This is a genomic window from Antricoccus suffuscus, from assembly GCF_003003235.1.
GTDB classification, from domain to species: domain Bacteria; phylum Actinomycetota; class Actinomycetes; order Mycobacteriales; family Antricoccaceae; genus Antricoccus; species Antricoccus suffuscus.
In genome coordinates, this window is the sequence record NZ_PVUE01000005.1 from 20,378 (window position 1) to 43,373 (window position 22,996).

At 63.5% G+C, this 22,996-nt stretch carries 21 protein-coding genes; 7 read left to right on the forward strand and 14 right to left on the reverse strand.

Annotation, left to right across the window (positions count from 1 at the left end; all coding sequences use genetic code 11):
* Positions 1-67 precede the first annotated feature (67 nt).
* Positions 68-1,648 carry a serine/threonine-protein kinase gene (locus tag CLV47_RS07650; protein WP_106348446.1) on the forward strand — a complete coding sequence of 527 codons (1,581 nt, stop codon included), beginning with the start codon at positions 68-70 and terminating at the stop codon, positions 1,646-1,648.
* Here CLV47_RS07650 and CLV47_RS22215 read toward each other — a convergent pair.
* Positions 1,608-1,838: a GNAT family N-acetyltransferase gene (locus CLV47_RS22215; RefSeq protein ID WP_106348447.1), complete on the reverse strand. Its 231-nt coding sequence runs from the start codon at positions 1,836-1,838 to the stop codon at positions 1,608-1,610. The two genes, CLV47_RS07650 and CLV47_RS22215, sit on opposite strands and share 41 nt — an antisense overlap.
* Positions 1,835-3,655, reverse strand: a complete 1,821-nt coding sequence (locus CLV47_RS07660) for a DUF2075 domain-containing protein (protein WP_106348448.1) — start codon at positions 3,653-3,655, stop codon at positions 1,835-1,837. Before CLV47_RS07660 ends, CLV47_RS22215 begins: the two co-directional genes overlap by 4 nt.
* Positions 3,656-3,905: 250 nt before the next feature.
* Between CLV47_RS07660 and CLV47_RS07665 the strand changes: the two genes are divergently transcribed.
* The gene (locus CLV47_RS07665; RefSeq protein WP_146135316.1) at positions 3,906-4,493 is read left to right on the forward strand and encodes a carboxymuconolactone decarboxylase family protein; all 588 of its coding nucleotides are present in this window, start codon (positions 3,906-3,908) and stop codon (positions 4,491-4,493) included.
* A gap of 10 nt (positions 4,494-4,503) precedes the next feature.
* Here CLV47_RS07665 and CLV47_RS22600 read toward each other — a convergent pair whose 3' ends face one another.
* Positions 4,504-4,971 (reverse strand): AMP-binding enzyme, encoded by a 468-nt coding sequence (locus CLV47_RS22600; RefSeq protein WP_202862451.1) that lies wholly within the window; start codon positions 4,969-4,971, stop codon positions 4,504-4,506.
* Positions 4,968-6,167, reverse strand: a complete 1,200-nt coding sequence (locus CLV47_RS07670; protein ID WP_202862452.1) for an AMP-binding protein — start codon at positions 6,165-6,167, stop codon at positions 4,968-4,970. Before CLV47_RS07670 ends, CLV47_RS22600 begins: the two co-directional genes overlap by 4 nt.
* Positions 6,168-6,359: 192 nt before the next feature.
* Between CLV47_RS07670 and CLV47_RS07675 the strand changes: the two genes are divergently transcribed.
* On the forward strand, positions 6,360-7,142 hold the full coding sequence (locus CLV47_RS07675; RefSeq protein ID WP_146135317.1) for a DoxX family protein: 783 nt from the start codon (positions 6,360-6,362) through the stop codon (positions 7,140-7,142).
* A 25-nt stretch (positions 7,143-7,167) separates the two neighbouring features.
* On the opposite strand, the gene CLV47_RS07680 is transcribed toward CLV47_RS07675, so the two are convergent.
* The 3 genes from CLV47_RS07680 to CLV47_RS07690 form a co-directional block, all read right to left on the reverse strand.
* Entirely contained in the window at positions 7,168-8,427 is a 1,260-nt protein-coding gene (locus CLV47_RS07680; RefSeq protein WP_106348451.1) for an ABC transporter substrate-binding protein, read from the reverse strand.
* A 210-nt stretch (positions 8,428-8,637) separates the two neighbouring features.
* Entirely contained in the window at positions 8,638-9,405 is a 768-nt protein-coding gene (locus CLV47_RS07685; protein ID WP_106348452.1) for an SDR family NAD(P)-dependent oxidoreductase, read from the reverse strand.
* A 42-nt stretch (positions 9,406-9,447) separates the two neighbouring features.
* Positions 9,448-11,064 (reverse strand): MDR family MFS transporter, encoded by a 1,617-nt coding sequence (locus CLV47_RS07690; protein WP_106348453.1) that lies wholly within the window; start codon positions 11,062-11,064, stop codon positions 9,448-9,450.
* A 242-nt stretch (positions 11,065-11,306) separates the two neighbouring features.
* Between CLV47_RS07690 and CLV47_RS07695 the strand changes: the two genes are divergently transcribed.
* Positions 11,307-12,464, forward strand: coding sequence for a thiolase domain-containing protein (locus CLV47_RS07695; protein WP_106348454.1), 1,158 nt, complete (start codon positions 11,307-11,309; stop codon positions 12,462-12,464).
* The gene (locus tag CLV47_RS07700; RefSeq protein ID WP_106348455.1) at positions 12,461-12,874 is read left to right on the forward strand and encodes a Zn-ribbon domain-containing OB-fold protein; all 414 of its coding nucleotides are present in this window, start codon (positions 12,461-12,463) and stop codon (positions 12,872-12,874) included. The genes CLV47_RS07695 and CLV47_RS07700 overlap by 4 nt, the downstream gene beginning before the upstream one ends.
* An 83-nt stretch (positions 12,875-12,957) precedes the next feature.
* On the opposite strand, the gene CLV47_RS07705 is transcribed toward CLV47_RS07700, so the two are convergent.
* From CLV47_RS07705 to CLV47_RS07715, 3 genes are all read right to left on the reverse strand, one after another.
* Positions 12,958-14,148, reverse strand: coding sequence for a cytochrome P450 (locus CLV47_RS07705; protein ID WP_106348456.1), 1,191 nt, complete (start codon positions 14,146-14,148; stop codon positions 12,958-12,960).
* A 113-nt stretch (positions 14,149-14,261) separates the two neighbouring features.
* Positions 14,262-15,794, reverse strand: a complete 1,533-nt coding sequence (locus CLV47_RS07710) for a fatty acyl-CoA synthetase (RefSeq protein WP_106348457.1) — start codon at positions 15,792-15,794, stop codon at positions 14,262-14,264.
* A 75-nt stretch (positions 15,795-15,869) separates the two neighbouring features.
* Positions 15,870-17,111 (reverse strand): MFS transporter, encoded by a 1,242-nt coding sequence (locus tag CLV47_RS07715; protein ID WP_238145277.1) that lies wholly within the window; start codon positions 17,109-17,111, stop codon positions 15,870-15,872.
* Between the two features lie 124 nt (positions 17,112-17,235).
* On the opposite strand from CLV47_RS07715, the gene CLV47_RS07720 reads away from it, so the two are divergent.
* Positions 17,236-17,703, forward strand: a complete 468-nt coding sequence (locus CLV47_RS07720) for an SRPBCC family protein (protein WP_146135318.1) — start codon at positions 17,236-17,238, stop codon at positions 17,701-17,703.
* Between the two features lie 33 nt (positions 17,704-17,736).
* A complete protein-coding gene (locus CLV47_RS07725) occupies positions 17,737-18,585 on the forward strand; it encodes a fumarylacetoacetate hydrolase family protein (protein ID WP_106348460.1) in 849 nt (282 codons plus the stop codon).
* A gap of 162 nt (positions 18,586-18,747) precedes the next feature.
* Here CLV47_RS07725 and CLV47_RS07730 read toward each other — a convergent pair whose 3' ends face one another.
* The 4 genes from CLV47_RS07730 to CLV47_RS07745 are packed head-to-tail and all read right to left on the reverse strand — an operon-like array spanning position 18,748 to position 22,995.
* Positions 18,748-19,986, reverse strand: a complete 1,239-nt coding sequence (locus CLV47_RS07730; RefSeq protein ID WP_106348461.1) for an MFS transporter — start codon at positions 19,984-19,986, stop codon at positions 18,748-18,750.
* Positions 19,971-20,762: an enoyl-CoA hydratase/isomerase family protein gene (locus CLV47_RS07735; protein WP_106348462.1), complete on the reverse strand. Its 792-nt coding sequence runs from the start codon at positions 20,760-20,762 to the stop codon at positions 19,971-19,973. Before CLV47_RS07735 ends, CLV47_RS07730 begins: the two co-directional genes overlap by 16 nt.
* Positions 20,759-21,862, reverse strand: coding sequence for an acyl-CoA dehydrogenase family protein (locus tag CLV47_RS07740; protein ID WP_106348463.1), 1,104 nt, complete (start codon positions 21,860-21,862; stop codon positions 20,759-20,761). The genes CLV47_RS07735 and CLV47_RS07740 overlap by 4 nt, the downstream gene beginning before the upstream one ends.
* The gene (locus tag CLV47_RS07745) at positions 21,859-22,995 is read right to left on the reverse strand and encodes an acyl-CoA dehydrogenase family protein (protein WP_106348464.1); all 1,137 of its coding nucleotides are present in this window, start codon (positions 22,993-22,995) and stop codon (positions 21,859-21,861) included. Before CLV47_RS07745 ends, CLV47_RS07740 begins: the two co-directional genes overlap by 4 nt.
* Position 22,996 lies beyond the last annotated feature (1 nt).

A 22,996-nucleotide genomic window follows, 5' to 3' on the forward strand; every position in this document is an offset into this window, starting at 1 on the left:
CGTCGTACGTCGGTGGGCCGGAGATTCCCACTACGATCTCCCCTATCACCGACGGATTGGGATCCGCGTGCAACCAGAAGTCATCGCCAACCGCTATCGGATCGCCGCAGCGATCGGTCGCGGCGGCATGGGCACGGTCTGGCTGTGTCTCGACGAAGTCCTCGGGCGCCGGGTCGCGGTCAAGCAGATCGGCGACGTTCCCGGCGATGAGACCGACGGCGTCGTACGCGCGATGCGTGAAGCTCGGCTCGCGGCGTCCCTGAACCATCCCAACGCCGTTTCGGTGTACGACGTCGTCGAGCACGACGGTCGGCCGTGGCTCGTCATGGAGTACGTCGAGGCGAAAAACCTGGCTCAGGTGATCACCCAGTACGGCCGGCTGCCGGTCGAACGGGCGGCGGCCATCGCGGCGCAGGTCGCGGACGCTCTTGCGGCGGCGCATCGGGCCGGAATCGTGCACCGTGACGTCAAGCCGAGCAACATCCTCGTCGATGTACGCGGTCACGCGAAGATCACCGACTTCGGCATTGCCCGAGGGCACAGCGATCCGCAGCTCACACGTACCGGCATGTTGACCGGTACGCCGGCGTACTTCTCGCCAGAACTGGCGCGCGGTAAGGCATCGTCCGCGGCATCGGACGTCTGGGCGCTCGGCGCGACGATCTATCACGCCATCGAAGGTGAACCGCCGTACGGCCTGTCCGAGAACACCATCAGCACGCTCTACCGGATCGGCAGCGAGCAGCCGCGTCCACCACAGCACGCAGGCGCGCTACGACCTGCGCTCGACCGCATGCTCGATCCCGATCTCTCGACCCGCTGGCACATGCCAGAGGCCGCCCGGCGTTTGGCCGAGATTGCCTGGGGCTCAGGCGCAGTAGCCAACGACACGGGCGACCGTACTAACCTCATCAGCCTGGGTCCGGCGTACGGCGTGGCCGAATCGCAGTCGGCCGGGTCAATGACACCGGCGACCGCGTCACCCGTCACTCCGCCGTCCGGCCCGCGGCCGGCGTACCCACTTGGGCCAACGTCCGATGCGCCTAAGAAGCACTCATCGGCGCTACTCATCACGGTGTTCGCCATCGTCCTCGCGGCAATCGTCGCGGTCGGCGGCTACGTCATCATCAGTCACAACAAGACGACGCATGCGGCCGGCAACTCCACATCGGGCACGAAGTCACCGAACGCATCACCATCAAATAAGCCTGACCCGTCGCAGTCAGCCGATCCGCAGAAGACGTCAGCGTCGTCCGCGACCACCTCGACGGCCAGTAGTTCGCAGCAGCCGTCAGAGTCGCAAAAGCCGTCTGCACCACCTGATCCCGGTGCCGCGATGGACGGATTCGTCTCGATGTACTACGGCTTGCTTCCCGCCGACCCGACCGGCGCGTTCAACTATCTCGCGCCCAGCATGCAGAAAAATGGCGGGCTGAGCGGCTACAAGAAGTTCTGGGCGACGATTGCTTCAGTCAGCGTGTCCAACGCGAAGGCCGATCCTGCGGCGGGAAAGGTCACCTTCGACATCGTCTACCACCGCCTCGACGGCACGACGCTGTCCCAGCAGCAGGTATTCACGCTCACCCCGAACGGCGACACCTTCAAGATCACGGCCACCGCCGTACCGCAGATCTACTCCGACAACTGATCGACGTACGCCAGGTGAGCGAAAGTTTGAAACCCACATGAGAAGCCTCGAATCCGAGCCGCTCGTAAGACCGATGGGCATCCTTCCGACTGGCATCCGAGGTCAACTGCACCAGCTCGGCGCCGACCACGCGAGCCTCATCGATGGCCCACTGAACTAACAGCGTAGCCAGGCCCGCAGACCGCTTCAAGGAATCAACGACTCAAGGAGTGACTGGGTCTCCGGATCCGTGGAATAGACGATCGCTCCTCGCATGCCACGGGTAAGAAGGACCTTGTAGGTGTTTCGAACCGCGCGATCGAAATCACTCACCGTTCCTCGTTTGACCGCGCTGTCTCGGCTTCCGTCCGGTTGCGCAACCCAACGATCGGTCCGCCAGACCAGATCCGGGCCCATGATCACACCCGCGTAGTCGTACTCGAAGCCTTGCGCGGTGTAGACGCAACCGACTTGTTCGAAGCCTGCAGGATCAGTCGCCCAGTACGGCGTTCCTGGCGCGCCCGCGTGCGATGTGTCCTTCTTATTGTTCCAGGGACGTTGCCAATCCCCAATGACCACGTCCGGGACAAGGCCACCGTCTTTGATCGGGTCGCTCCAACGCCAGCAGTACCCCGCGGCCATCCGCGCACCATAGCCACGCGTCAGGTAGGACCGGAGACGGTCTTCCATTGGGCTCGGCGACTGCGCGAGTAATAGCGAAAAAGACTCGTCCCCCTCCCACTCGATGGGTCCGCCTTCTTCGAGACCAAGCAGCCGTAGCACCCAGTTCTCGTAGGCTCGGCTCCCGCCGCAACGAAACTGCCCATCAAGCTCGATGACTCGCGTCTCAAGTCCTGCGGCCCGCGCCGCGACCCGAATATCTTGGACTGTTCCAATCTCGCCCGGCCGGACGACCTGATGCTCGTCGAGCATGAATACCGGGACTCGTGCGGCATCGATTAGCTCAGCGACCTGCAGCTTGCCGGTGCGCATTTCGGCCTTCGTGTAGCGGTTCGCCGATGTTTCCCGCAGGCGGTGCGCTTCGTCGCACAGCAGCACGTCGATCCCATTCGGCGCGGCGTCAACGAACTGGTTGAAGTACTTGAACATGCCTTGCACCCGTGGTGCCCGTGAGCCGGCCACGCGGCGCAGCGTCTTAGTGAATGCACTCGATCCGGTCGCATGTAGCGCGGTCATTCCCCGACGCGATAACTCACCAAGCAGGGACAACGCGATCACACTCTTGCCGGAACCAGGACCGCCAGAAATCACGATGACTTCCTTTGTGTTTTGTGCATAAGAACGCTCGATCGCGCGCATCACCAATGCGTACGCCGTTTGCTGCTCGTCCAACAGCACGAACTGCTCGCGACGCTGCACCTCGTCCGCAGCAAGGGCCATCAGCTGCTTGCTCGGCCGGATCGCCGAGGTAAGGAGCTCATCGGCCACATCAGCAGCAGGATCAGGCGCCAACCGGGTCCGCAGATACGTCTGAAACGCGCCGCGCTTCTGGCCGGTAAACATCATGCTCAACGACGTCTCGGGAAGCCTCCAGAGGCTGCCGATATCGAGGTCAGTCGCGTTGTGGAGGTACGCAACACCGGAGACATTCTGCGGATCCCCGCCAAGGGCGCCAACAAAATCCGTCAGATGGATGCAGTAGCGGCGCACCTGCTCCATCGGATGCAGCCTCTCGCCGAAGCCATCGAGAGTCACCACATCGTCTGTGTCGTCGAGCAGCTGGGCGCTGGTCCACTGCTTGAGTTCGACGACAACGTACGACGGCTTCCGCGACTTCGGGTGCCGTCCGCACAGGACTACGTCGGCACGCTTACTCGTCAGCGGGAGTTGGTACTCCACTAAAGCCTCGACGCTCTCTAACCCAGCGTCCATGAGGTCCGCGGCAAGGATTCTCAGGCTTCGCTCCCACGAGCGAATCTCAGCCGGCGACGCGCGTCTTCCGAGCTTGTATCGATACTGCTCCGACAACACGGCGACGAGTGACCCGGCCTCTATCTGTGCATACATACGCGCGACGGATCCGCGAAAAAGCGGCACGACAACCCCAGGAAGACAGCAAAGACTTCCCGCTCGGGTGGAGACTTGTCAGTGGACGCGCCTGTCGGGCCGCAGCGGACTTACAGGGCGACAGTATCGGTGTGCGAACCGGGATGCGCACTGGGCTCGCCGCCCGTTGCCAACACGATGCGACAGAAACAAGTCGTGACGGATCGCCCACCATAAGTGACGGATGGCGGTTGGGTGGCACACTCGGGGCATGACTACTCCCCCGGTGCTCACACCGATCCCCGAAGCCGATCTCACCGATGAGCAGCGCGCGCTCTACGACGCGATCCTCGACGGCCGCAAGCCGATCAGCAAGAACACCTCGCTGACCGCCGACAAGGGCGAGCTGCGCGGCCCGTTCGATCCGCTGCTGCGCGCGCCGAAGGTCGGGCACGCCGTGCAGCAGCTTGGTCTCGCGCTGCGGCACCAGACGGACCTCCCGCCGGCGGCCACCGAGACGGCGATCCTGACCGCCGCGATCCATCACGAGGCGGAGTTCGAGTGGTACGCGCACGCCAACATCGTGCGCACGCGCAAGCTCATCACCGAAGAGGACATCGACCGGATCCGCAAGAACACCCAACCCGAAGAGGCGGACGCCGCACTCGCCTGGAAGGCCGCGACCGCGTTGCTGAAGATGAAACCTCTCGATGCGCAGCTCGTCAGCGAAGTCACCGATCGATGGGGGGAACAAGGTCTCGTCGAGCTCACCTGCATGGTCGGCCATTACACGCATCTGGCGTTGCTGATGCACGCCCTCAACATCACCCCGCCGGTGCCGTCGGACATGCGGGGCTAGCAGAACCCATTTAGTGCTGGCGAAGTTCGGCCGTGCGTTCCTTGCGCAGAATGTAGCGCTGCACCTTGCCGCTAGGCGTCTTCGGCAGCTCGGCGACGTAATGCACGACCCGAGGGTAGGCGTGCGCGGCGAACTTCGTCTTCACCAGTGACTGGAGCTCCCCAGTCAGATCGTCACTGCCGGAGACCCCAGTCGCGAGTACGACGTACGCCTCTAGAACCTCGCCACGCAGTTCGTCCGGTACGCCGACGACGGCACACTCAGCGACGGCGTCGTGCATGGCGAGCACGCTCTCGACCTCGAACGGGCCGATCCGGTAGCCGGCCATGATGATCACGTCGTCATCGCGACTGGAGAAGTAGAAGTGCCCGTCGGCGTCCTTGCTGCCCGCGTCGCCGGTGAGGTACCAACGCCCGTCGGCGCTGTACCGCTCCCGCGTCTTCTCCGACGAATTGAGGTAACCGGTGAACCACATCATCGGGCTCGCCGTCGTGTCGATGGCAACCCGGCCGGCGGTTCCGGCAGGCGCGATCTCGTCGGAGCCGTCGAGGAGTACTTCGGCGCCCAGCCGGGAATCGGGCGTCCCATCGACCCGGGTCGCACGTCTTCACGGAGCCCGTCGGCCCAGCAGTTGCAGATCATCATTCCCTGCTCGGTCTGCCCGTAGTGGTCGCGCACCGTCGTACCCAACTTCTCCTGCGCCCAGGTGATCACGTCCGGCGTCAGCGGCTCCCCGGCCGACGATGCGCGGCGCAGTGATACGCCCTCAGGAATCGGCGTCGGGTCGTTACGCAGAGCTCGATAAACCGTTGGGGCGCCGGCAAAGTTGGTCACCCCAAATTTGTCCATGACCGCCCACGACAGGGCTGGCGAGAAGCCCGCGTGCAGCAGGATGCTGGGCTGCCCGATCGCCAGCGGACCGGCAATCGCATAAAACAGCCCATAGGCCCAGCCCGGATCGGCGGCGTTCCAGAACGTGTCGGAGCGTCGTAGGTCGACCGCGAACTCGAGGTACGAGTGGATCGACGCCAGCGCGCGCACCGGGATCGGCACGCCCTTCGGTACGCCGGTCGTCCCTGACGTAAACAGCAGGATCAGTGGCGCGTCGCCGCCGGTGATGCATGCCTCGTTGCCCGGGGAGTCCACGTCGTACGACGCCATCAACTCGCTGAAGGAACGCTCGCCGTCCGCCACCGCGCCGACGACGACGGTCGTCCAGTCACCGTCCGGCATGTCCTCGCTCGGCGCCAGCTTGGGCTTCTGGTCCTCGTCCACGATGACAACCTTGGCCTCGCTGGCAGTGAGCCGCAGCGCGATCGCCGGCGCCGCGAACGCGGTAAACAGCGGGACGTGTACGGCGCCGCGCCGCCAGATTCCCAGCAATGCCACCACGAGTGCCTCGGATTTGCCCATCAGTACGCCGACGGCGTCGCCTTGCTCGACGCCGAGGTCCGCGAGCGCCGCGGCAAAGATCCGCGACTTGTCGCGCAGTTCGCCGTACGTGATGTCCTTGGCAGAGAGGTTGGGCTCGACGAGCGTGAAGGCCACCGCATCCGCCGGATGCCGGTCGCAGAGCAGTTCTGCCGCGCAGGCCTGCGGATCGCCGTACTCCTCCAGCAGGTCGCGCACGCGCACATCAAAATCGATCCCATTGGTTGGTATATCGGCGGTCATATTGTCGTCCCCTCTCGGCGCAGCGCTGAGCAACACACGCGTGAGGGAACAGTATCTGTTGTTCGACATGCCTGAAAGGCTGGATCCGACGCCTATCATCGATCGCCGAACTATGCTCTAGTGACGAAAAACCGCTCACCATTCGACTCTGCCGGGCACTTGCCACTATCGACACGAATGAAGGTCATCGAGATGACGCATAACGAGCATGACGCAAACCAGGGACAGCCGCAGCCGTACCCGCCGCAGCCCGGTGCGCCACAACCCGCCGGATATCAGCCGCCCCCGTCCGAGCAGACCACCGCCTACCCGGTCTCGGACCGGCCGAACGTTCCAGGCGACGAGGCAGACCGCACGTCCTACATGCCGACGTCGAGTACGTCGGACCCATACGAGTTCAAAGATCCGATCACCGGCGGGCCGGCAGACCACTCGTTCGAGCCGCCCGTGTCCACGCCCGAACCGCAGGTCGCCGGCGCGCGTATGTCGAAGTTCGGCGGCTACCTGCTCGGGCTTGTCCGGATCCTGCTGGGCTGGCAGTTTCTATGGGCATTCCTGGACAAGACGTTCGGGTTCGGTCGCTCAACGGCGAGCGGCGACGCGTGGATCCACGGCGGCCGACCGACCGCGGCCTACCTAGCAGGAGTCACCGGTCCGAAGTCCGATAACCCGTTCAAGTCGTTCTTCAAGATCTTCGAGGGACACGCCTGGGCGGACTGGGTCTTCATGGTCGGACTTGTCGGCATCGGTCTCTGCCTCATGGTTGGGCTCGGGATGTGGATCGCGTGCATTGCCGGCGCCGTGCTGCTTCTCCTCATGTACGCCGCCTCATGGCCGATCGCGCAAAACCCGTTCCTGGATGAGCACCTGCTCAACGCGATCATCCTCATCGCGCTGCTGGCCTGCAACGCAGGCGCCTATCTCGGTCTCGGCAAGCGGTGGAAACACCGGGTACGTCGTACCGCGACCGTCTAGCGTTCGTTAGTTGTAGCGCGGAAGACTATTTTGCCGACGGGATGTTGAAGCTCTTGGCTTCGGGCGACTCGTTCAGTTCTTGCACGATCTTCAGCGAGCCTTTGGCGGCCGGGTCGACCTGCTCGACGAACGTGGACCGAGTCGCGACGTCGCCCTGCTTCGAGTAGTCCAGAGGCGCGGTGAGCCCTTGGGTGTCGACCTTGATCTTGCGCGCGGCCGTCATGAGTCCCTGGCGGGTCATGTCTTTGTCTTTGCAGGCGCGCTCAAGGACCGCTTGGTAGGCCAGCCCGAATGAGTAGCCGATGTTGATTCCATCCTGTTCGGGATCCTTGTACTTCGCCTCGTACTCCTTAGCGATCTTCTGGGTGATCGGCTTGTTCGCGTCAAACGGGGCGATGAAAGTGCCGCGGTAGTAGTGGCCGAGCGCGCTCTTCGCGGGGGTCTGCAACAGAGTCGGATCAAACGTGGGGTTGACCCCAATCAGAGGCAGAGCGCCGAGACCCTGGGCGGCCATCTGCGTCGCCGCGGAGCCCATCTGCACCGGCGTGGTGGTGACCAAAACGGCCGAGACCCCTTTGCTCTTCAACTGCGTGATCGCCGAGGACATGTCGTTGTTGTCGCCGGTCACCTGGATCGGCACCAGTGTCTGGTTGTGCGACGCGACGTAGTGCTGCGCGCCGAGCAGACCGTCCCCGCCGTACTCACCGGTGATGTAGATGATCCCGAGCTTGTCGCCGTCCTTGATCAGGCCCTGCTTCTGGACGTAGCTCATCGCGTTGATCATCTCGATGGCGTACGTCGAACCCACCTGAAGGATCGCCGGCGACGCGAGGTTGCCGGTCGCCCAGGACGCCGGGATGGAGAGCATGTTGTCGCTGAGGATCTGCGACTTCAGTGCGGCGACGATCGGCGAGCCCAGCACCTGCAGCATTCCGACGAGGTTGCCCTTCATTGCGGCGTACAGGGTGACCGCCTTCTCGGCGTTGTAACCGTCGTCGCGGGTCTCGATCTTGATCTGGCGTCCGCACACTCCACCGGCGGCGTTGACGTCGTCCGCCCACAGTTCGCTTCCCTCGGCCTGGGCAATACCGATGACCTTGAAAACGCCGGACTCGTCGACCAGCATGCCGAGATTGATCGTGCTGTCCGTGACGCCGAAGTCGGTCTTGATCCCGCCCTTGCTGCTCTTCTGCGCACCGGTGCTTCCGCCCTTGGTGCTGCACCCAGCCACTGAGAGTGTCAGCGCTATGGCACCTGCCATGACGGCGGTTGAGATTTTCCGCATGAATACACACCCCTTCGCCCGCGTGCGAAGAAGCCCGCTCCCGTTAACTAATCAGGGTTCTCGCAACGCGTCGGCATCTTCGATATTCGCAGAAAATCCCCTATGCGAAGGCAGATAGCACCGGACGAGGGGTGAATTGCAACCTTCGTTAAATGCACATTTGCTGCGCGTGCCAGGATGCGCTATTCGTTAACGCCAAGCGAATGCGGTCTAGTTGAGCAGCAGGCCGCCGTCGACCGGCAGGCTCACGCCCGTGATGTACGACGCCGCGTCGGACGCTAGAAAAATCGCCGCGTTGACCAGTTCGGAGGACTCACCGAGACGGCCGGCCGGCGCGCGGTCGGCGACCCGCTTCAGGAAGTCCGCGTCTTGCGCGTCGGTCATCTCGGAAGGGAAGTAGCCGGGCTGGATCGCGTTGACGCGGATCCCCTTGCGCCCGGTCAGCTGCACCGCGAGGTCGCGCGCTAACCCGATGACGGCCGCCTTGCTCGCGGTGTAGGCGCCCTGCGGCAGTCCGGTCGAGGTAGTCGCGAGCACGCTGGAAATGTTGATGATGTTGCTGCCCGGCTTCATCCGGCGGGCCGCCGACTGCGACATCCAATAGGTGCCGTTGAGGTTGATGTCGATGACCTGCCGGAAGTCCTCGGGCTTCTCGCGGGTCATCGGGTTCGCCGTACCGATCCCGGCATTGTTGATGAGTACGTCGAGGCGGCCGAACTCCTCGATCGCGGCCTCGGCCAGCCGTTCGCAATCTTCTGGGCTGCTGACATCAGCCTGCACTGGCAAGCACCGCCGGCCCAGCTTTTCGACCGCGGCAGCGGTCTGCTCCAACCGATCCATTCGTCGCCCGCTCACTACTAGGTCCGCGCCCTGACCGGCGAATCCCTCGGCCATCGCCGCGCCAAGCCCCGACGAGCCGCCGGTAATCAGGACGACCTTGCCGTCGAAGCGGGTCTGGTCGGTAAACGAAGCGCTCATGGAGTCCTCTTCTATCGGAAGGCGTGCGGGCTTCCCAGCAGCCTAGACAACGCCGCCGCGCTCGCGACGCGCACTGCCGGTCCCCGAGTCGCCCTCGTTTATCGGGTCACCATCTGTCGTCTCGTCGATCGTCGTTCGCAGCAACTGTTCGCGCATGTTCAGCACGCAGATCAACGATATGACTGCCATCGCGGCCATGAGCCAGAAGATGTGTCCGGTCGCCAGGCCATACGAGTCGCGGACGACTGCGCGCATACCTGCCGGCATCGTGCCAACATCGCCAAGTGACCCGAGTAGAGCATCGGCAGTCGGGTGAGCGCCGGGCAGCGTGGCAAGCCCGTCGGCGAGAACCGCGCCAAGGCGGTTGTTGAGCATGACGCCGAGTATGGCGACACCCGCGCCGCCGCCGAATGACCGGAAAAAGCCGACGAGCGCCGTTGCGGCGCCAAGGTCCGCCGTCGGCACGCTGTTTTGAACCGCGAGAACCGTGTTTTGCGAAGTCATTCCCAGCGCCATGCCGAGCAGCCAGATCCACACACCGACCAGCCATATCGGAGTCTGTGAAGTTAGGAAGATCATGCCGACGCTGGCGACCGTCATGAGCGCCATGCCCGTGACCAGCCACAACTTCCAGCGACCGGTCCTTGTCACCCGGTATCCACTGTATGTCGACAGCGCGACCAGCCCGATGATCATCGGTAACGTAAGCAGACCGGACTCAGTGGCGGTGTGGCCGCGCGCGACCTGGAAGTACTGGCCGAGAAACGGCGGCAGGCCGAACGTCATGAGCCCGACGTTGATACTCAGCACAATCGCCATCAGCATGGTGCGATTCGCGAATAGGTTCAGCGGAATCAGCGGTACGGCGACGCGCAGTTCATAAAGGACGAATACCACCAGCGCGATCGCTGATGGGACGACAAGTGCCGCCGACGGCAGCGACATCCACGGGAAGTCCCGTCCGGCAATCGTGACCCAGACCATGAATCCGCTGATCGCTGCGCTGAGCAGCGCCGCGCCGATGATGTCGATCTTGACCTTGCCCGCGGTCACGGCCGGCAGCGTGAGGTTGCGATACACGAGCACCATCGACACGATCGCGATTGGTACGACGATGAAGAAACACCAGTGCCAGCCCAGCCACGGGGTGTCTACGATGACCCCACCGACCAGCGGCCCTGCGACGGTCCCGACGCCGAACGCCGACCCGATGTAGCCGGAGTATTTCCCGCGCTCGCGGGGGCTGACGATCGCCGCCATCACGATCTGGCCCATCGCTTGGAGACCGGCGTGACCGATCCCTTGGAGCCCACGCGCGAACAGTAACCATGTCACGCTTCCAGATATGCCGCACAGCATCGAGCCCACAACGTAGATTCCGACCCCGGCAAGCAGGAGAGTCTTCTTGTTGTAAACGTCGGAAATTTTTCCCCACACCGGCGTCACGGCCGTCGACACCAGAAGGGTGATAGCCACGATCCAGGTGTATTGGCTCTGGCTACCGTGCAGTTCGCGGATGATCACCGGGAGCGCGTTGGCGATAATAGTGCCCGACATGATGCCGACGAACAGCGACAGAACGATCCCGGTCATCGTGAAGTTGATGGCCCGGCGCGACATCAACGGCTGACGGCCCTGGTCGCTGAGCTGATCGGTCATCAATTCCCTATGTTCGCCGAAGAGTGCTTAGCGATGTTAACGAGTATGCCGCGGGGCGGCCCTCACCGGCTGCCCAGGGATGGGCACGGGGCCAACGTGTCTTTAGCAACGTTAACTAGTACCGCGTTCTACTTTGTATGCGGATCCGTTAATGTGACGAGCAGAGGTAATCCGGCCTCACGCACACCGCTGGGCGACGCGGACACCGCGCCAGCACAAACGCGAATCGGAGTTTCCGAATAATGACAGCTAAGTACTCAGCCGTTCTGGTTGGCGCTTACGAACACCCGGGTCGTCACCTGCCCGACACCTCACATGCCCAGATCCACGCCGAAGTTGCGCTCGGCGCGGTCGCCGATGCAGGACTGACACTTGCCGATGTCGACGGCTACTTCTGCTCCGGCGACGCCCCCGGCTTCGGCGGGCTCACGATGGCCAACTACATGGGCCTGAAGCTCTCTTACCTGGACACGACCGAGATGGGCGGGTCGTCGTACGTCGCCCATGTGGGGCACGCTGCTGCCGCCATCGCGGCCGGCAAATGCAAGGTTGCGCTGATTACCCTCGGCGGTAAACCGCGCACCGGGCCGGCGTGGTCCCGCCCGAAGAACGCGCCCGAATACCCGTTCGAGGACATCTACGGCCTGACGACACCGGGTGGCTACGCCCTCGCCGCGCAGCGCCACATGGCCGAGTTCGGCACGACAAGCGAGCAACTGGCCGCGATCAAGGTCGCCGCGTCGAAGCACGCGAAGCACAACCCCAATGCGTTCCTGCCCAAGGAAGTCACTGTCGAAGAGGTACTTGAGTCCCCCATGGTCAGCGATCCGCTGCACCGTTTGGACTGCTGCGTCGTCACCGACGGCGGAGGCGCGCTCGTGTTGGTGCACAAAGATGTCGCGAAGGATCTGAAGCGCCAGTCGGTGTCGATCCTCGGGCATGGCGAGACGATCAAGCACACCGGCAGCGGCAATCTCGACCTCACCTTCACCGGTGCTCGCTGGTCCGGTCCGCGCGCGTTCGAAGAGGCCGGCATCAAGCACGCCGACATCAACTACGCGTCGATTTACGACTCCTTCACGATCACCGTCCTCGAGACGATCGAAGACCTCGGGTTCTGCGAAAAGGGCAAGGGCGGTGAGTGGGTCCTCGACGGCGCGCTTGAGGCGCCGTTCGGCAAGCTGCCGTTCAACACCGACGGTGGCGGCCTCTGCAACAACCACCCCACCAACCGTGGCGGCATCACCAAGGTCATCGAAGCGATGCGCCAGCTGCGCGGCGAAGCCAACGCGCCCGTACAGGTACCGGACTGCGAGATTGCCCTGGTGCACGGCACCGGCGGCTCGATCGGCAACCGCATGGGTAGCGCGACTCTTATTCTCGGAAGGGAATCAGCATGACCGAAACAACATTGCCTAACCCCGTCCCGCCGATTACTCCGGATACGACGGAGTTCTGGGAAGCCACGAAGCGCGGCGAGCTGCTGCTGCAGCGCTGCACCAGCTGCCAGAGCGTCATCTGGTACCCACGCATGATGTGCCCCGAATGCTCCGGTACGTCGCTCGAGTGGTTCACCGGCAGCGGCAAGGGCGAGATCTACAGCTGGACGAAGACCCGCAAGGGCCTCGGCGACTATGCGAAGGCCGGCCCATTCATCCTCGCCTACGTGCAGCTCGAAGAAGGCCCGAAGGTAATGACCAACATCGTTGACTGGACCGACGAGGACCTTGTCATCGGTAAGCCGGTGGAGGTCGCCTTCACCCCGACCGAGGACGGTACGGCGCTACCCCGCTTCCGCCCCGCTAAGTAGCACTCTTCTTGCACAACGTCATACGCCCCGGTCGCTGTAGCGAACGGGGCGTTTGGCGTTGTTTGGAGTTCAGATGAGTTGAGCTACCAAGCGACGGGGAGGCTTTCGATCCCGAAGACGATGGAGAACATCCGAAACTCGGTCTCGTCGATCGGTCCTTGGTGCTGCAGCGTTGGGAACCGCTTGAACAATGCCGGCAGTGCCTGGCGAAGTTCCATCCGCCCCAGTTCCGCGCCAATACAGCGGTGAATTCCGTAGCTGAAGGCGAGGTGGGACATCGACCCACGCTCCGGCACGAACTCGTCCATGTTGGCGCCGAGCGACTCGTCCCGATTTGCCGCGACAAGGGAGCCGATCACGAGCTCGCCGGCCTTGATCTGCTGGCCGCCGAGCACGAGGTCCTCCTTCGCGAGCCGAGGAAACGGCACCTGTACGACGGTCAGGTAACGAAGCAGTTCGTCCACAATGTCCGAGACCTGCTTGTCGTCACCGTCACGCATCAGGGCGACGTGATCGGGGTTCTTCATCAGCACGTGCGCGGCGAGGGAGATCATCGAGGCCGTGGTCTCGTGCCCTCCGGTCAGGATGCCGTCCGCGAGGCCGGCGAGCTCGACGTCGGTGATTGCGTCGCCGTGTTCGGCGATGATCTGGCCGATCAGCCCGTCATTGGGGTTCTGACGAATCTTCGCCACGACCCCGCCCATGTACTTCAGTGACTCGCCGATCTCGCCGAGCGAGTCGGAGAAGTCACCGGTGAAGTTAAACCGGTCCTGACTGTGCTTCTGGAACTCATCGCGTTCCTCATACGGGACGCCGAGCAGATCGCAGATGACGAGCGCCGGAATCGGCATGGCGTAATGCTCGACCAGGTCGGCGCCCTGGCCAGCCTTCTCAACCTCGTCGAGCTGCGCGGCGACGATCGCGTCGATCTTCGGCACCAACCGCCGCAGACGACGCATCGTGAACTCCGGCGTCAGGATCTTACGCAGCCGCGAGTGGTCGGGCGGGTCGATCATGCCCAGACCGCCGGGATCCTGCTGCAGGAGCATCTGCAACTCGCCGGCCTCGGTCACCTTGCTGAAGTCGTTACTGAACCGCGCGTGATCGCCCAAGAACGCCTTGACGTCGTCGTACCGCGTCACCAGCCACACCTTGACCCCGATCCCCGGGATCTCGAGCTGGACGATCGGCTGCTCGGACCGCAGCGCCCCCAGCTCCTCGACAGGGTTGACCCCGTCGCGCAACAACGGCATGACGAACGGGACTTCGCTCATGTACTTCGACCTCACGTGTTGAAATCAGATTTGCTCAGTTAGCAGGCTCGACGATATCGCGATTCCGATCTGCAGCGGTGCAGCGACCGACGTAGTACGCCGCGGCTGAGCGGCTATGACGCGATTTCGGGGTCGGCGGCGGCGTTATCCCGAAGCACCCGCTTGAGCAGCTTGCCCGAACCGTTGCGCGGCAGCTCGTCAACGAAGATGACCTTCTTGGGCACCTTGAACTTGGCGAGCGTCTTACGGCTGTGCTCGATGAGCTCTTCAGAGGTCACGTCGCCCTTCTTCACCACGAAGGCGGACACGATTTCAATCCATTTCTCATCCGGCAGCGCGACAACCGCGACCTCGGCAACGGACGGGTGCGTATAGAGCGCGTCCTCGACGTCGCGAGAGGCGACAAGGATGCCGCCGGTGTTGATGACATCCTTGATCCGGTCCACGACGGTGATGTATCCCTCGTCGTCCATCTTGGCCAGGTCGCCGGAGTGGAACCAACCGCCTCGGAATGCTTCCTCGGTGGCCTCTGGGTTATCCCAATAGCCCTCGCATAGCTGCGGCGAGCGGTAGACGACTTCGCCGGACTCGCCGACCGGTACGTCGTTCATGTCCTCATCGACGACGCGCATCTCGACGAACAGCACCGGCCGCCCACACGATTCCGGCCGGTCCGCGTGCTCTTCGGGACGCAGCACCGTCGTCAAAGGCCCCACCTCGGACTGACCGAAACAGTTGTAAAAGCCCAGTCCTGGCAGCGCTTTTTGCAGTCGCTGAGTCACCGGTACCGGCATGATCGACGCACCGTAGCAAGCCCTGCTCAGTGAAGTCAGGTCGAATTTGTCGAAGTCCGGATGGTTGGACAGCGGCACCCACACGGTCGGCGCCAGGAACAGTGTGTCGATCTTGTCCGCCTCGATCCGACGCAAAATCTCTGGGATGACGGGGACCTGCATAAGGTGGATCGTGGCGCCAATCGCAAGGTTAGGCAGGAAGAAACAGTGCATGCCCGCCGAGTGGTACATGGGCATCGGGATCAGGGTGCGGTCATTGGGCTTTAGATCCAGGGCGTCAATGCACGACGCGTAGTGGTGCACCAACGCCCGCTGGGTCATGATCGAACCCTTCGGTCGCGACGTCGTACCGGATGTATAGAGCAACTGCGCGACGTCGGTATCTGCGATGTCGTAGTCCACCGCCGGTACCTCACCGTTGCGCGCCGCCTCGAGAATCGAGTCAGGGCCCGTCGTCATCGAATGACGAATCGTGGGAGCCTCGTCGAGCGCATCGACGTACTCAGCCAGATGATCGTCGACGAAGATCGCTGTCGATCCCGACTGGTCGATCAGGTAGGACAGTTCCCCGCCGGTCAGCGCATAGTTGATGGGCACATGGATCAGGCCGGCGCGCGTACATGCGAGGAAGAGAATGCCGTAGGCGTCGGAGTTTTGGCCGTACGCCGCAACGCGATCCCCTTTTTCGAGCCCGAGGTCGCGGAGATATTTCGCGGCGCGCGAGACCGCGTCGTCGTACTCCCGGTAGGTCCAGCTACGGTCCTCGAACGTCACCGCTAAGTTGTCCGGTGCTTTGCGTGCACTTCTGGTTAGTACGTCGCTGATGGTGCTGCTGCGGACTCGTGATGACATGCCAAACCCCTTCTTCCCCTAGATGAAGCCAAGGTTATACGCACGCTCATCGAGCACACCGCAGTATCGACTCTCCTAATCGCCGACGGACTGCTTGCGAGTCGCGAATTTCGACCCGCCGAAGACGGCCTGGGTGAAGACGACGGCAACAAGTGCCGCAAGGGCAAGACCGAGAAGGCCAATCCGATAGTTCCCGGTCGAGGTATACAGAGCACCCATTTCCAGCGGCGGCACGAACCCTCCGAGACCGCCGGCCGCACCGACGACTCCGGTGACCGCACCAACCCGATCGCTCGGCACGAGCGCGGCGACTAAGGCGAAGACCGCGCCGGACGCGGCGCCTAGGCAGACGGCCATGACCAGGAAAACGACGGAGCCGATCGGTATCAGAGTGGGCAGAATGTGCGGATGGAAGGACGCACCCAACGCCGTAATCGCCACGCCCGAATAGCAGACGAGCAGGGTGCCGATCGGCGTCCACTTGTCTGATAGCCAGCCGCCGATCGGCCGGCACGCGACCGCGACGATGATGAAGACCGCGGTTCGCATTGCCGCGCCGGACTGGTCGATCCCATACGAGTTGACGAGAAATGTCGGCATATATACGCCGAATGCGACGTAGCCGCCAAACGCTACGGTGTAGAGAAACGACAGTTGCAGAGTCACCGGCTGCCGAAACGTCGTCCAGAAGCGACCGAGCATCGTCCCTTCCTGCCGGGCTGGGGGTTTCGCGTCCCGGAGGAAGATCGCGCCCACGACGGCGTATACCGCCAGCACGATCGCTACGACGACGAACGGCGCCTTCGTGTTGAACGCCTCGGCGAGCGGGTTGGTAGTGAACGCGGCAACAGCCGTGCCACCCATCCCGATGCCGAAGATGCCGATCGCGGTGCCCCGCCGCTCGGGCGGATACCACGCGTTGACCAACGGCACGCCGATCGCAAAGACCGTGCCTCCCAGGCCCAGTAAGAATCCGAATACCAGAAGGAGCGGGTACGACGTACCCATGAAGCCGACCAGCAGCACCGGCACGATGGTGAGCGCGCTGATGAGCGGAAACATCGTGCGTGCGCCGTATCGGTCGGTGAGTGCCCCGACAGGAATCCGGCCAAGTGAGCCGACGAGCACCGGTACGGCCACGAGGATCGATGTCTCGAACGCGCCGAGCTGGAACTTGGCGGCGTAACTAGGCGCCAGCGGACTGATCAACCCCCACGCCCAGAAGCCCGCGAGGAATCCGACGAGCGCGAGGCCCAGCATTATTGTGCGGGTGTTTGCGGCAGGAGGTAGGCCACCTGCACTTGAGCTCGCAGTCACAGGCAAACCGTCCTTGCATCGCAGGGCGTCATTGTCTTACTACTTAAGGTAGAAAATAACAGCAGCGGCCGGTATGCACAACGCCCCTCGACGGCACACAGCATGAGTCACTACCGTTATGGGCATGGACCCTGCGAAGCGACTGAGCATCACCGTTGTCACCGACGCGGCGATCCCTCTCCTCTTCGACTTCCTGACGTATCCCGCCAACCACGTGCGCATCGACGGGTCTCGGACGCTGCACGCATTGACCGGTACGGCGCGGATCACCAAGGTCGGCGACGTCTTCGGCATGAAAGTAGAGTTTCCGGACGGTCCGGCGTACGAGGTCGTCAACCACGTCGTCGCGTTCACACCGGACGTGGAGATCGCCTGGATGCCCGCCCGGCCCGGCGAAGCGCCGATCGGCGTGCGCTGGGACTGGCAGTTCGATGTGGGCCCTAAGCGCGAAACCCAGATCACCCAGACCTGCGACTGGTCCCGCGTCACCGACGAGGCATATCTCGCCAGCCGGACACTGCCGCGGGTGAGCGAGCATCAGATGCGCCGGTCCGTCGCGACGCTGATCACCCACGCAAGTAGCAAGTCCTAGATTCAACCCACCCAGTCATTTCGGAGGATTGATATGCGTTTGGCCAGGCACGGCGACAGCGGTTCTGAACGACCCCTCATCGGCAACGCCGAGGGCGCGTGGTTCGATCTCAGCTCGATCACCGAGGACATCACACCGCGATTCCTCGCGATCGGTCTGGATAGCGCTCGCGCCGCCCTCGAGTCCGAGTCCCTGGCCGCGGTCACCGACGTACGCCGGTTCGGTCCGCCGCTGACCGGCATTGGCAAGATCGTGTGTGTCGGGCTCAACTACCGCGCCCACGCGGCCGAAACCGGCGCTACTCCACCCACCGAGCCGATCCTGTTCATGAAGGCTCCGGACACCGTTGTCGGCGGCAATGACACGGTGTACGTCCCGCGCGAGTCGAAGAAGACCGACTGGGAGGTTGAACTCGCGGTAGTTATCGGGTCTGAAGCGGCGTACCTCTCAAGCGTCGATGACGCTGCGGGCGTCATCGCCGGGTACGCCGTCAGCAACGACGTATCTGAGCGGGAATTTCAGTCCGAACGCGGCGGCCAGTGGGACAAGGGCAAGAACTGCGCGACATTTAACCCGTTCGGGCCGTGGATCCGCACCGCGGACGACATCGCCGATCCGCAGGGCCTTGCGCTTCGCACGTGGGTGAATGGCGAGCTGCGCCAGGACGGCAATACCTCGGACATGATCTTCGGCGTCTACGAGCTTGTGCACTACATCAGCCAGTTCATGACCCTCTACCCCGGCGACGTCATCAACACCGGTACGCCGGCCGGCGTCGCCTTGGGCAGCAACGGCAAATTCCCGTTCTTAGCCGCGGGAGACGTGGTCGAGCTCGAGGTTGACGGCTTAGGCCGCCAGAAGCAGACCTACGCCCAGGCCTGACCACAATCCGTGTTTCCACGCGGGCTAATCACGTGAGTAGCGCTCGTCGCCCGGTCGCGTTTCGTCTTCGCGCACAAATGTATGGTTCGGCAACGCCGACGGCGAAACCTTGCTGCTTAATGGCACAAATGTGCGATCGGCGTCATGATTTCGTTGTGGAATTCAACTGCGGTCTGAAATGTGTGCCGGCCGGGCACGGACCCGGCCTGCTGCCCTGATCTTGGCGCCGGCGTACAGAAGCAGTAGCGCCGAGACGATCAGCCCGCCGCCGACGAACGCCCACCCGCCGGCAAACGAGTGGTGCTGGATCCAGAATCCGAACAGCAGCGGTCCGGTCACCGCGCCGATCGCCGTGCCGACTTGAGTAAACGCCGTCGCAGCCGCCGGTCGCGCGGGATTGAGCTTCACTACGGCAAAGATAAACAGGCCCGGCCATCCCCAGCCAAATCCGAAACCTACAAGCGCGCCCACGACGAACAGCGGCTTGGCATCGGACATCATGGCGACGCACCCGGCTGCGCCGATCAGCATCATGCACGCGATCGTGCCGAGGTGGTCCAACCGGAACTTGTCGGCCTGCCAGCCGGCAAGGAAACGACAGATGATGCCGGTCAGGCTCGCGAACGCGAACAAGAGCCCTGCTGCTCCGTTTGCCCAGCCGGTCGCAACCGCTGCCGAGACGAGGTAGACGCCCATCGACGTACCGCAGGCTGCCGCGATCCCCGAGGTGAAGGCCAACAGGGTCTGTAACGGCTTCGACAACTCTTCATCGGACTTGGCTACGATGATCGGCTGCAGCGCGCCTTTACGCCCGCCCGGAGTGCGGAGGCCCATGATCGCGACGATCAGGGCAAACACGCCGAACGCCCACCGCCAGCCAAACGTGATCCCTAGGACGGGTACGGCGAGACCGGCCAGCAGCGAAGCAGTCGGGATCGCCGACTGCTTCGCGCCGTACGCCACGCCCTGACGAGTGATGGTGACTCGTTCAGCCACGAACTGGTTGGTGGCTGGTTGTGCCACCGCGTTCCCCACGCCTGCGATCACCAACGCGATCAGCAATGCGGGAAGTGAGTTGACGATTAACCCGGTCAGAAGCAGCAGGATCGCAACCATGAACGTCGAGATCCGCATGGCCAACTTCGAGCCGAGCCGATCGACCAGGGCGCCGGTGAACGGTGAAAACACCGCCTGCGCGCCAAAGAACGCCGCCGATGCAGCGCCGAGTGCCGACGGAGCGAGCCTCAGTTCCGCGCTGATCTGTACGGCGAGGCCGGCGGTCAGGTAGAGCGGCAGGACGCTGATCGACGATACGGTGATCGCGTCGATCGCCGGCTTGAGCAGCGGCTGCTTCGCAGATGGATCGGTGAAACCGCCCGTCGCGGCTATCGAGCCTTCCACTGTGGCGTCCGCTTCTCGACAAATGCCGCGACACCCTCGACCCGGTCCTCGCTCGTGTAAGGATTCGGGCCGACATGCAGTCGCAGCGCAGCTGAGATCGGCAGGTCGCCGCCCTTGGTGATCATCTCCTTGTAGCGGCGTACGGTCAGCGGCGCGTTGCCGGCAAGGGTGCGCCCGAGCTTGATCGCCTCGTCCATCAGCGACTCGGCCGGGTAGACGTGGTTGACCAAGCCGATGCGGTACGCCTCGGCAGCGTCGATGATCTCGCCGGTGTAAAGCATCTCGTAGGCGATTCCGCGCGGCACAATGCGCGGCAGCATCTGGCAGCCGAAGTTAGCGCCCATCCCCCGCTTTGCCTCTGGCATACCCAATCTCGCCGTTTCGGACGCGATTCGGATGTCGCACGCGAGTGAGATCTCGCAGCCGCCGCCGACCGCGACGCCGTTGAGGGCGGCAACGACCGGCTTGCGGCAGTCGAGGATTGTCTCGAAAGCGTTGCGTCCCGAGCCGCCATTGGGGCTGCGCGCCATCCGCTTGGCCTGGTCTCCGGAGTTAACCTCCTTGAGGTCGACGCCCGCGGAGAAGGCGCGATCGCCGGCTCCGGTGATGACGACCGCCCAGACGTCGTCGTCATAGCTGAAGTCATCGAAGAGGTCGACCAATCCCTTCATCATGGTCTGGTCGATTGCATTGAGTCGTTCAGGTCGATTGAGCGTGACTACCGCAAGCCGGTCGTCGAGTTCGACCGCGATCCCGTCCACCGTCGTGAGCGTCATCGGCCCGCCACCTTCTCATTACGCCGCTCCGGCGCGAGGCCCGTGGTAATCCGCGGCCACAGTGCATCGGCGCCCTCCTCCGCGAGATGCGCACCGAGCCGACGAGACCACGAGGCCTCCGAGCCGCACTCATCACGCCACGACCACAACCGCCTCGTCAGCTGACCCAACTCGTATTCCTTCGTCATACCAATCGCCCCATGCGCCTGGTGTGACGCCGCGGACACGATCCCGGCCGCCTCACTTGCGACGATCTTCGCCGACGCGATATCGAAGAAGTCCAGCCCCGTCACCGCATTCGTCGCGGCCGCATCCACCGCCATCTGCGCCGACACACTCTGCTCCGCGATCCGCACCAAATGCCGCTGGACGGCCTGGAACCGCGCAATAGGCCGCCCGAACTGCTCACGCTCAGCGGTGTAACGCACCGTGACCTCGGTGACTCGCTCCAACGCACCGGAGATCAACGCGGCCCGGCTCAACGCCGCCCGCAACTCAAGCGCCTCCGCCGTGACACTGGCCGGAGCCGCGACCATCGCGTCCGCCGGCACGCTCACCTTGTCGAACCGCACCAGATCCCGAGACTCCAACGCCACATTGCGTCCGGGCTCGATCGTGACCGACGCCGTCGGCACCACGATCAACTGCGCCGCACCATCAAGGTCGGCCAACACCACGATCTGAGCGGCGTTACTCGCCCACGGCACCCGCGTCAGTACGCCGTCCAACACCGCGCCACCGTCAGCGGCAGTCACCGATAGTGACTCAGACGAACGAGTCGACATCGTGCTCACGCCCTCAGGCAGCGCCCGTCCGGCCTCGGCCAGCGCCCACCCGGCCAGCAACGTGTGCTCGGCAAACGGCACCGCCGCCGCCGCCCGGCCAACCTCATGCAGTACGACGCACGCATCGGCGAGGTCGCCGCCGGACCCGCCCGCCGACTCGGGAATCGAGATCGACGCGAAACCGCCCTCACCGAGTACCTTCCACGCTTCCTCGGCGAAGCCCGGCCCTTCGGCCGCGATCACCGACTCCTGGGTGGAGTGATCAGCGAGGATCGCACGCAACGCCGAGGCTATAGCTGACTGATCCTGGTTCATTTCGCGAGTCCTTTCGAGGCAACCGAACGCAGCACTTCGGTCGTACCGCCGCGCAACGTAAATGACGGCCCGCTCAGCGTGGCCTCTGCAAGCAACAGCTCAAACATGCTGCCCTGATGCGGATCGAGCTCGATATCGACCACATCACGGATCAACGCGATCGTCTGCTGCTCAAATTTCGTACCGATGTCTTTGACCAGCGCGGCCTCGATCGCCGGCGCCCCGCCCTCATCGATCGTCCGCGCGATCGACAGTGACAACTGCCGAATCGTCCAATACCTCGCGGTGATCTGACCAACCACGCGCTGCTGCTCACTGCTCAACGACGACGGCTCATGCTCGGCCAAGAAATACTTCAACAACCCGAAAGTACTCAAAAACCGATCCGGACCAGAACGTTCATACGCCAGCTCCGAGGTCACCTGCATCCACCCCGACCCCAGCTCGCCCAGCACCCGATCATCCGGAACGAACACGTCCTTCAACACGACCTCGTTGAAATGATGCCCACCATCGAGGAACGGGATCGGGTTGACCGTGACGCCCTCCGCACGCAGGTCCACGATCAACTGGCTCAGACCGTTGTGCCGGTCCCCGTCGAACGGAGATGTGCGACACAACACCGCGAAATAGTCGTTCTGATGCGCGCCACTGGTCCAGACCTTGGTGCCGTTCAGCAGCCACCCGCCCTCAACCTTCGTCCCCGCCGTCCGCACCGACGACAAATCCGATCCCGAATCCGGCTCGCTCATCCCCAGCGAGAACGCAAGCTCACCAGCGGTGATCTTCGGAACGAAGTAGCGCCGCTGCTCCTCGGTGCCAAACTTCATGATCGTCGGCGCGGTCTGCCGGTCTGCGACGAAATGCGCACCCAACGGCGCACCACGCGACAACAGTTCCTCGGTCACGATGAACCGGTCGACCGCCGTGCGCGCCTGCCCGCCGTACTCCTTCGGCACCGCCATCCCCAACCAGCCACGCGCAGCTAGCTTCTTTGAGAACTCACGATTCGCGCCGGCACCCATCCCCAAACCCGGCCGGAAGTCCGGCGGCAACTCCGCGGCAAGGAACTCGCGTACGTCGTCGCGTAACCGTTCCTCCTCCTCGGTAAGAACAGTTGGTGTGAACTTCATC

Excerpts from the sequence above, each read along its gene's own strand:
- CLV47_RS22600 (WP_202862451.1), bottom strand. The coding sequence starts at position 4,971 with ATGATGTGGTTCACCGGTTACCTCAATTCGTCGGAGAAGACGCGGGAG.
- CLV47_RS07710 (WP_106348457.1), bottom strand. The coding sequence starts at position 15,794 with ATGTCATCACGAGTCCGCAGCAGCACCATCAGCGACGTACTAACCAGA.
- CLV47_RS07695 (WP_106348454.1), top strand. The coding sequence starts at position 11,307 with ATGACAGCTAAGTACTCAGCCGTTCTGGTTGGCGCTTACGAACACCCG.
- CLV47_RS07675 (WP_146135317.1), top strand. The coding sequence starts at position 6,360 with ATGACGCATAACGAGCATGACGCAAACCAGGGACAGCCGCAGCCGTAC.
- CLV47_RS07700 (WP_106348455.1), top strand. The coding sequence starts at position 12,461 with ATGACCGAAACAACATTGCCTAACCCCGTCCCGCCGATTACTCCGGAT.
- CLV47_RS07745 (WP_106348464.1), bottom strand. The coding sequence starts at position 22,995 with ATGAAGTTCACACCAACTGTTCTTACCGAGGAGGAGGAACGGTTACGC.
- CLV47_RS07740 (WP_106348463.1), bottom strand. The coding sequence starts at position 21,862 with ATGAACCAGGATCAGTCAGCTATAGCCTCGGCGTTGCGTGCGATCCTC.
- CLV47_RS07660 (WP_106348448.1), bottom strand. The coding sequence starts at position 3,655 with ATGTATGCACAGATAGAGGCCGGGTCACTCGTCGCCGTGTTGTCGGAG.
- CLV47_RS07685 (WP_106348452.1), bottom strand. The coding sequence starts at position 9,405 with ATGAGCGCTTCGTTTACCGACCAGACCCGCTTCGACGGCAAGGTCGTC.
- CLV47_RS07670 (WP_202862452.1), bottom strand. The coding sequence starts at position 6,167 with ATGACCGCCGATATACCAACCAATGGGATCGATTTTGATGTGCGCGTG.
- CLV47_RS07720 (WP_146135318.1), top strand. The coding sequence starts at position 17,236 with ATGGACCCTGCGAAGCGACTGAGCATCACCGTTGTCACCGACGCGGCG.
- CLV47_RS07665 (WP_146135316.1), top strand. The coding sequence starts at position 3,906 with ATGACTACTCCCCCGGTGCTCACACCGATCCCCGAAGCCGATCTCACC.
- CLV47_RS07680 (WP_106348451.1), bottom strand. The coding sequence starts at position 8,427 with ATGCGGAAAATCTCAACCGCCGTCATGGCAGGTGCCATAGCGCTGACA.
- CLV47_RS07690 (WP_106348453.1), bottom strand. The coding sequence starts at position 11,064 with ATGACCGATCAGCTCAGCGACCAGGGCCGTCAGCCGTTGATGTCGCGC.
- CLV47_RS07725 (WP_106348460.1), top strand. The coding sequence starts at position 17,737 with ATGCGTTTGGCCAGGCACGGCGACAGCGGTTCTGAACGACCCCTCATC.
- CLV47_RS07735 (WP_106348462.1), bottom strand. The coding sequence starts at position 20,762 with ATGACGCTCACGACGGTGGACGGGATCGCGGTCGAACTCGACGACCGG.
- CLV47_RS07705 (WP_106348456.1), bottom strand. The coding sequence starts at position 14,148 with ATGAGCGAAGTCCCGTTCGTCATGCCGTTGTTGCGCGACGGGGTCAAC.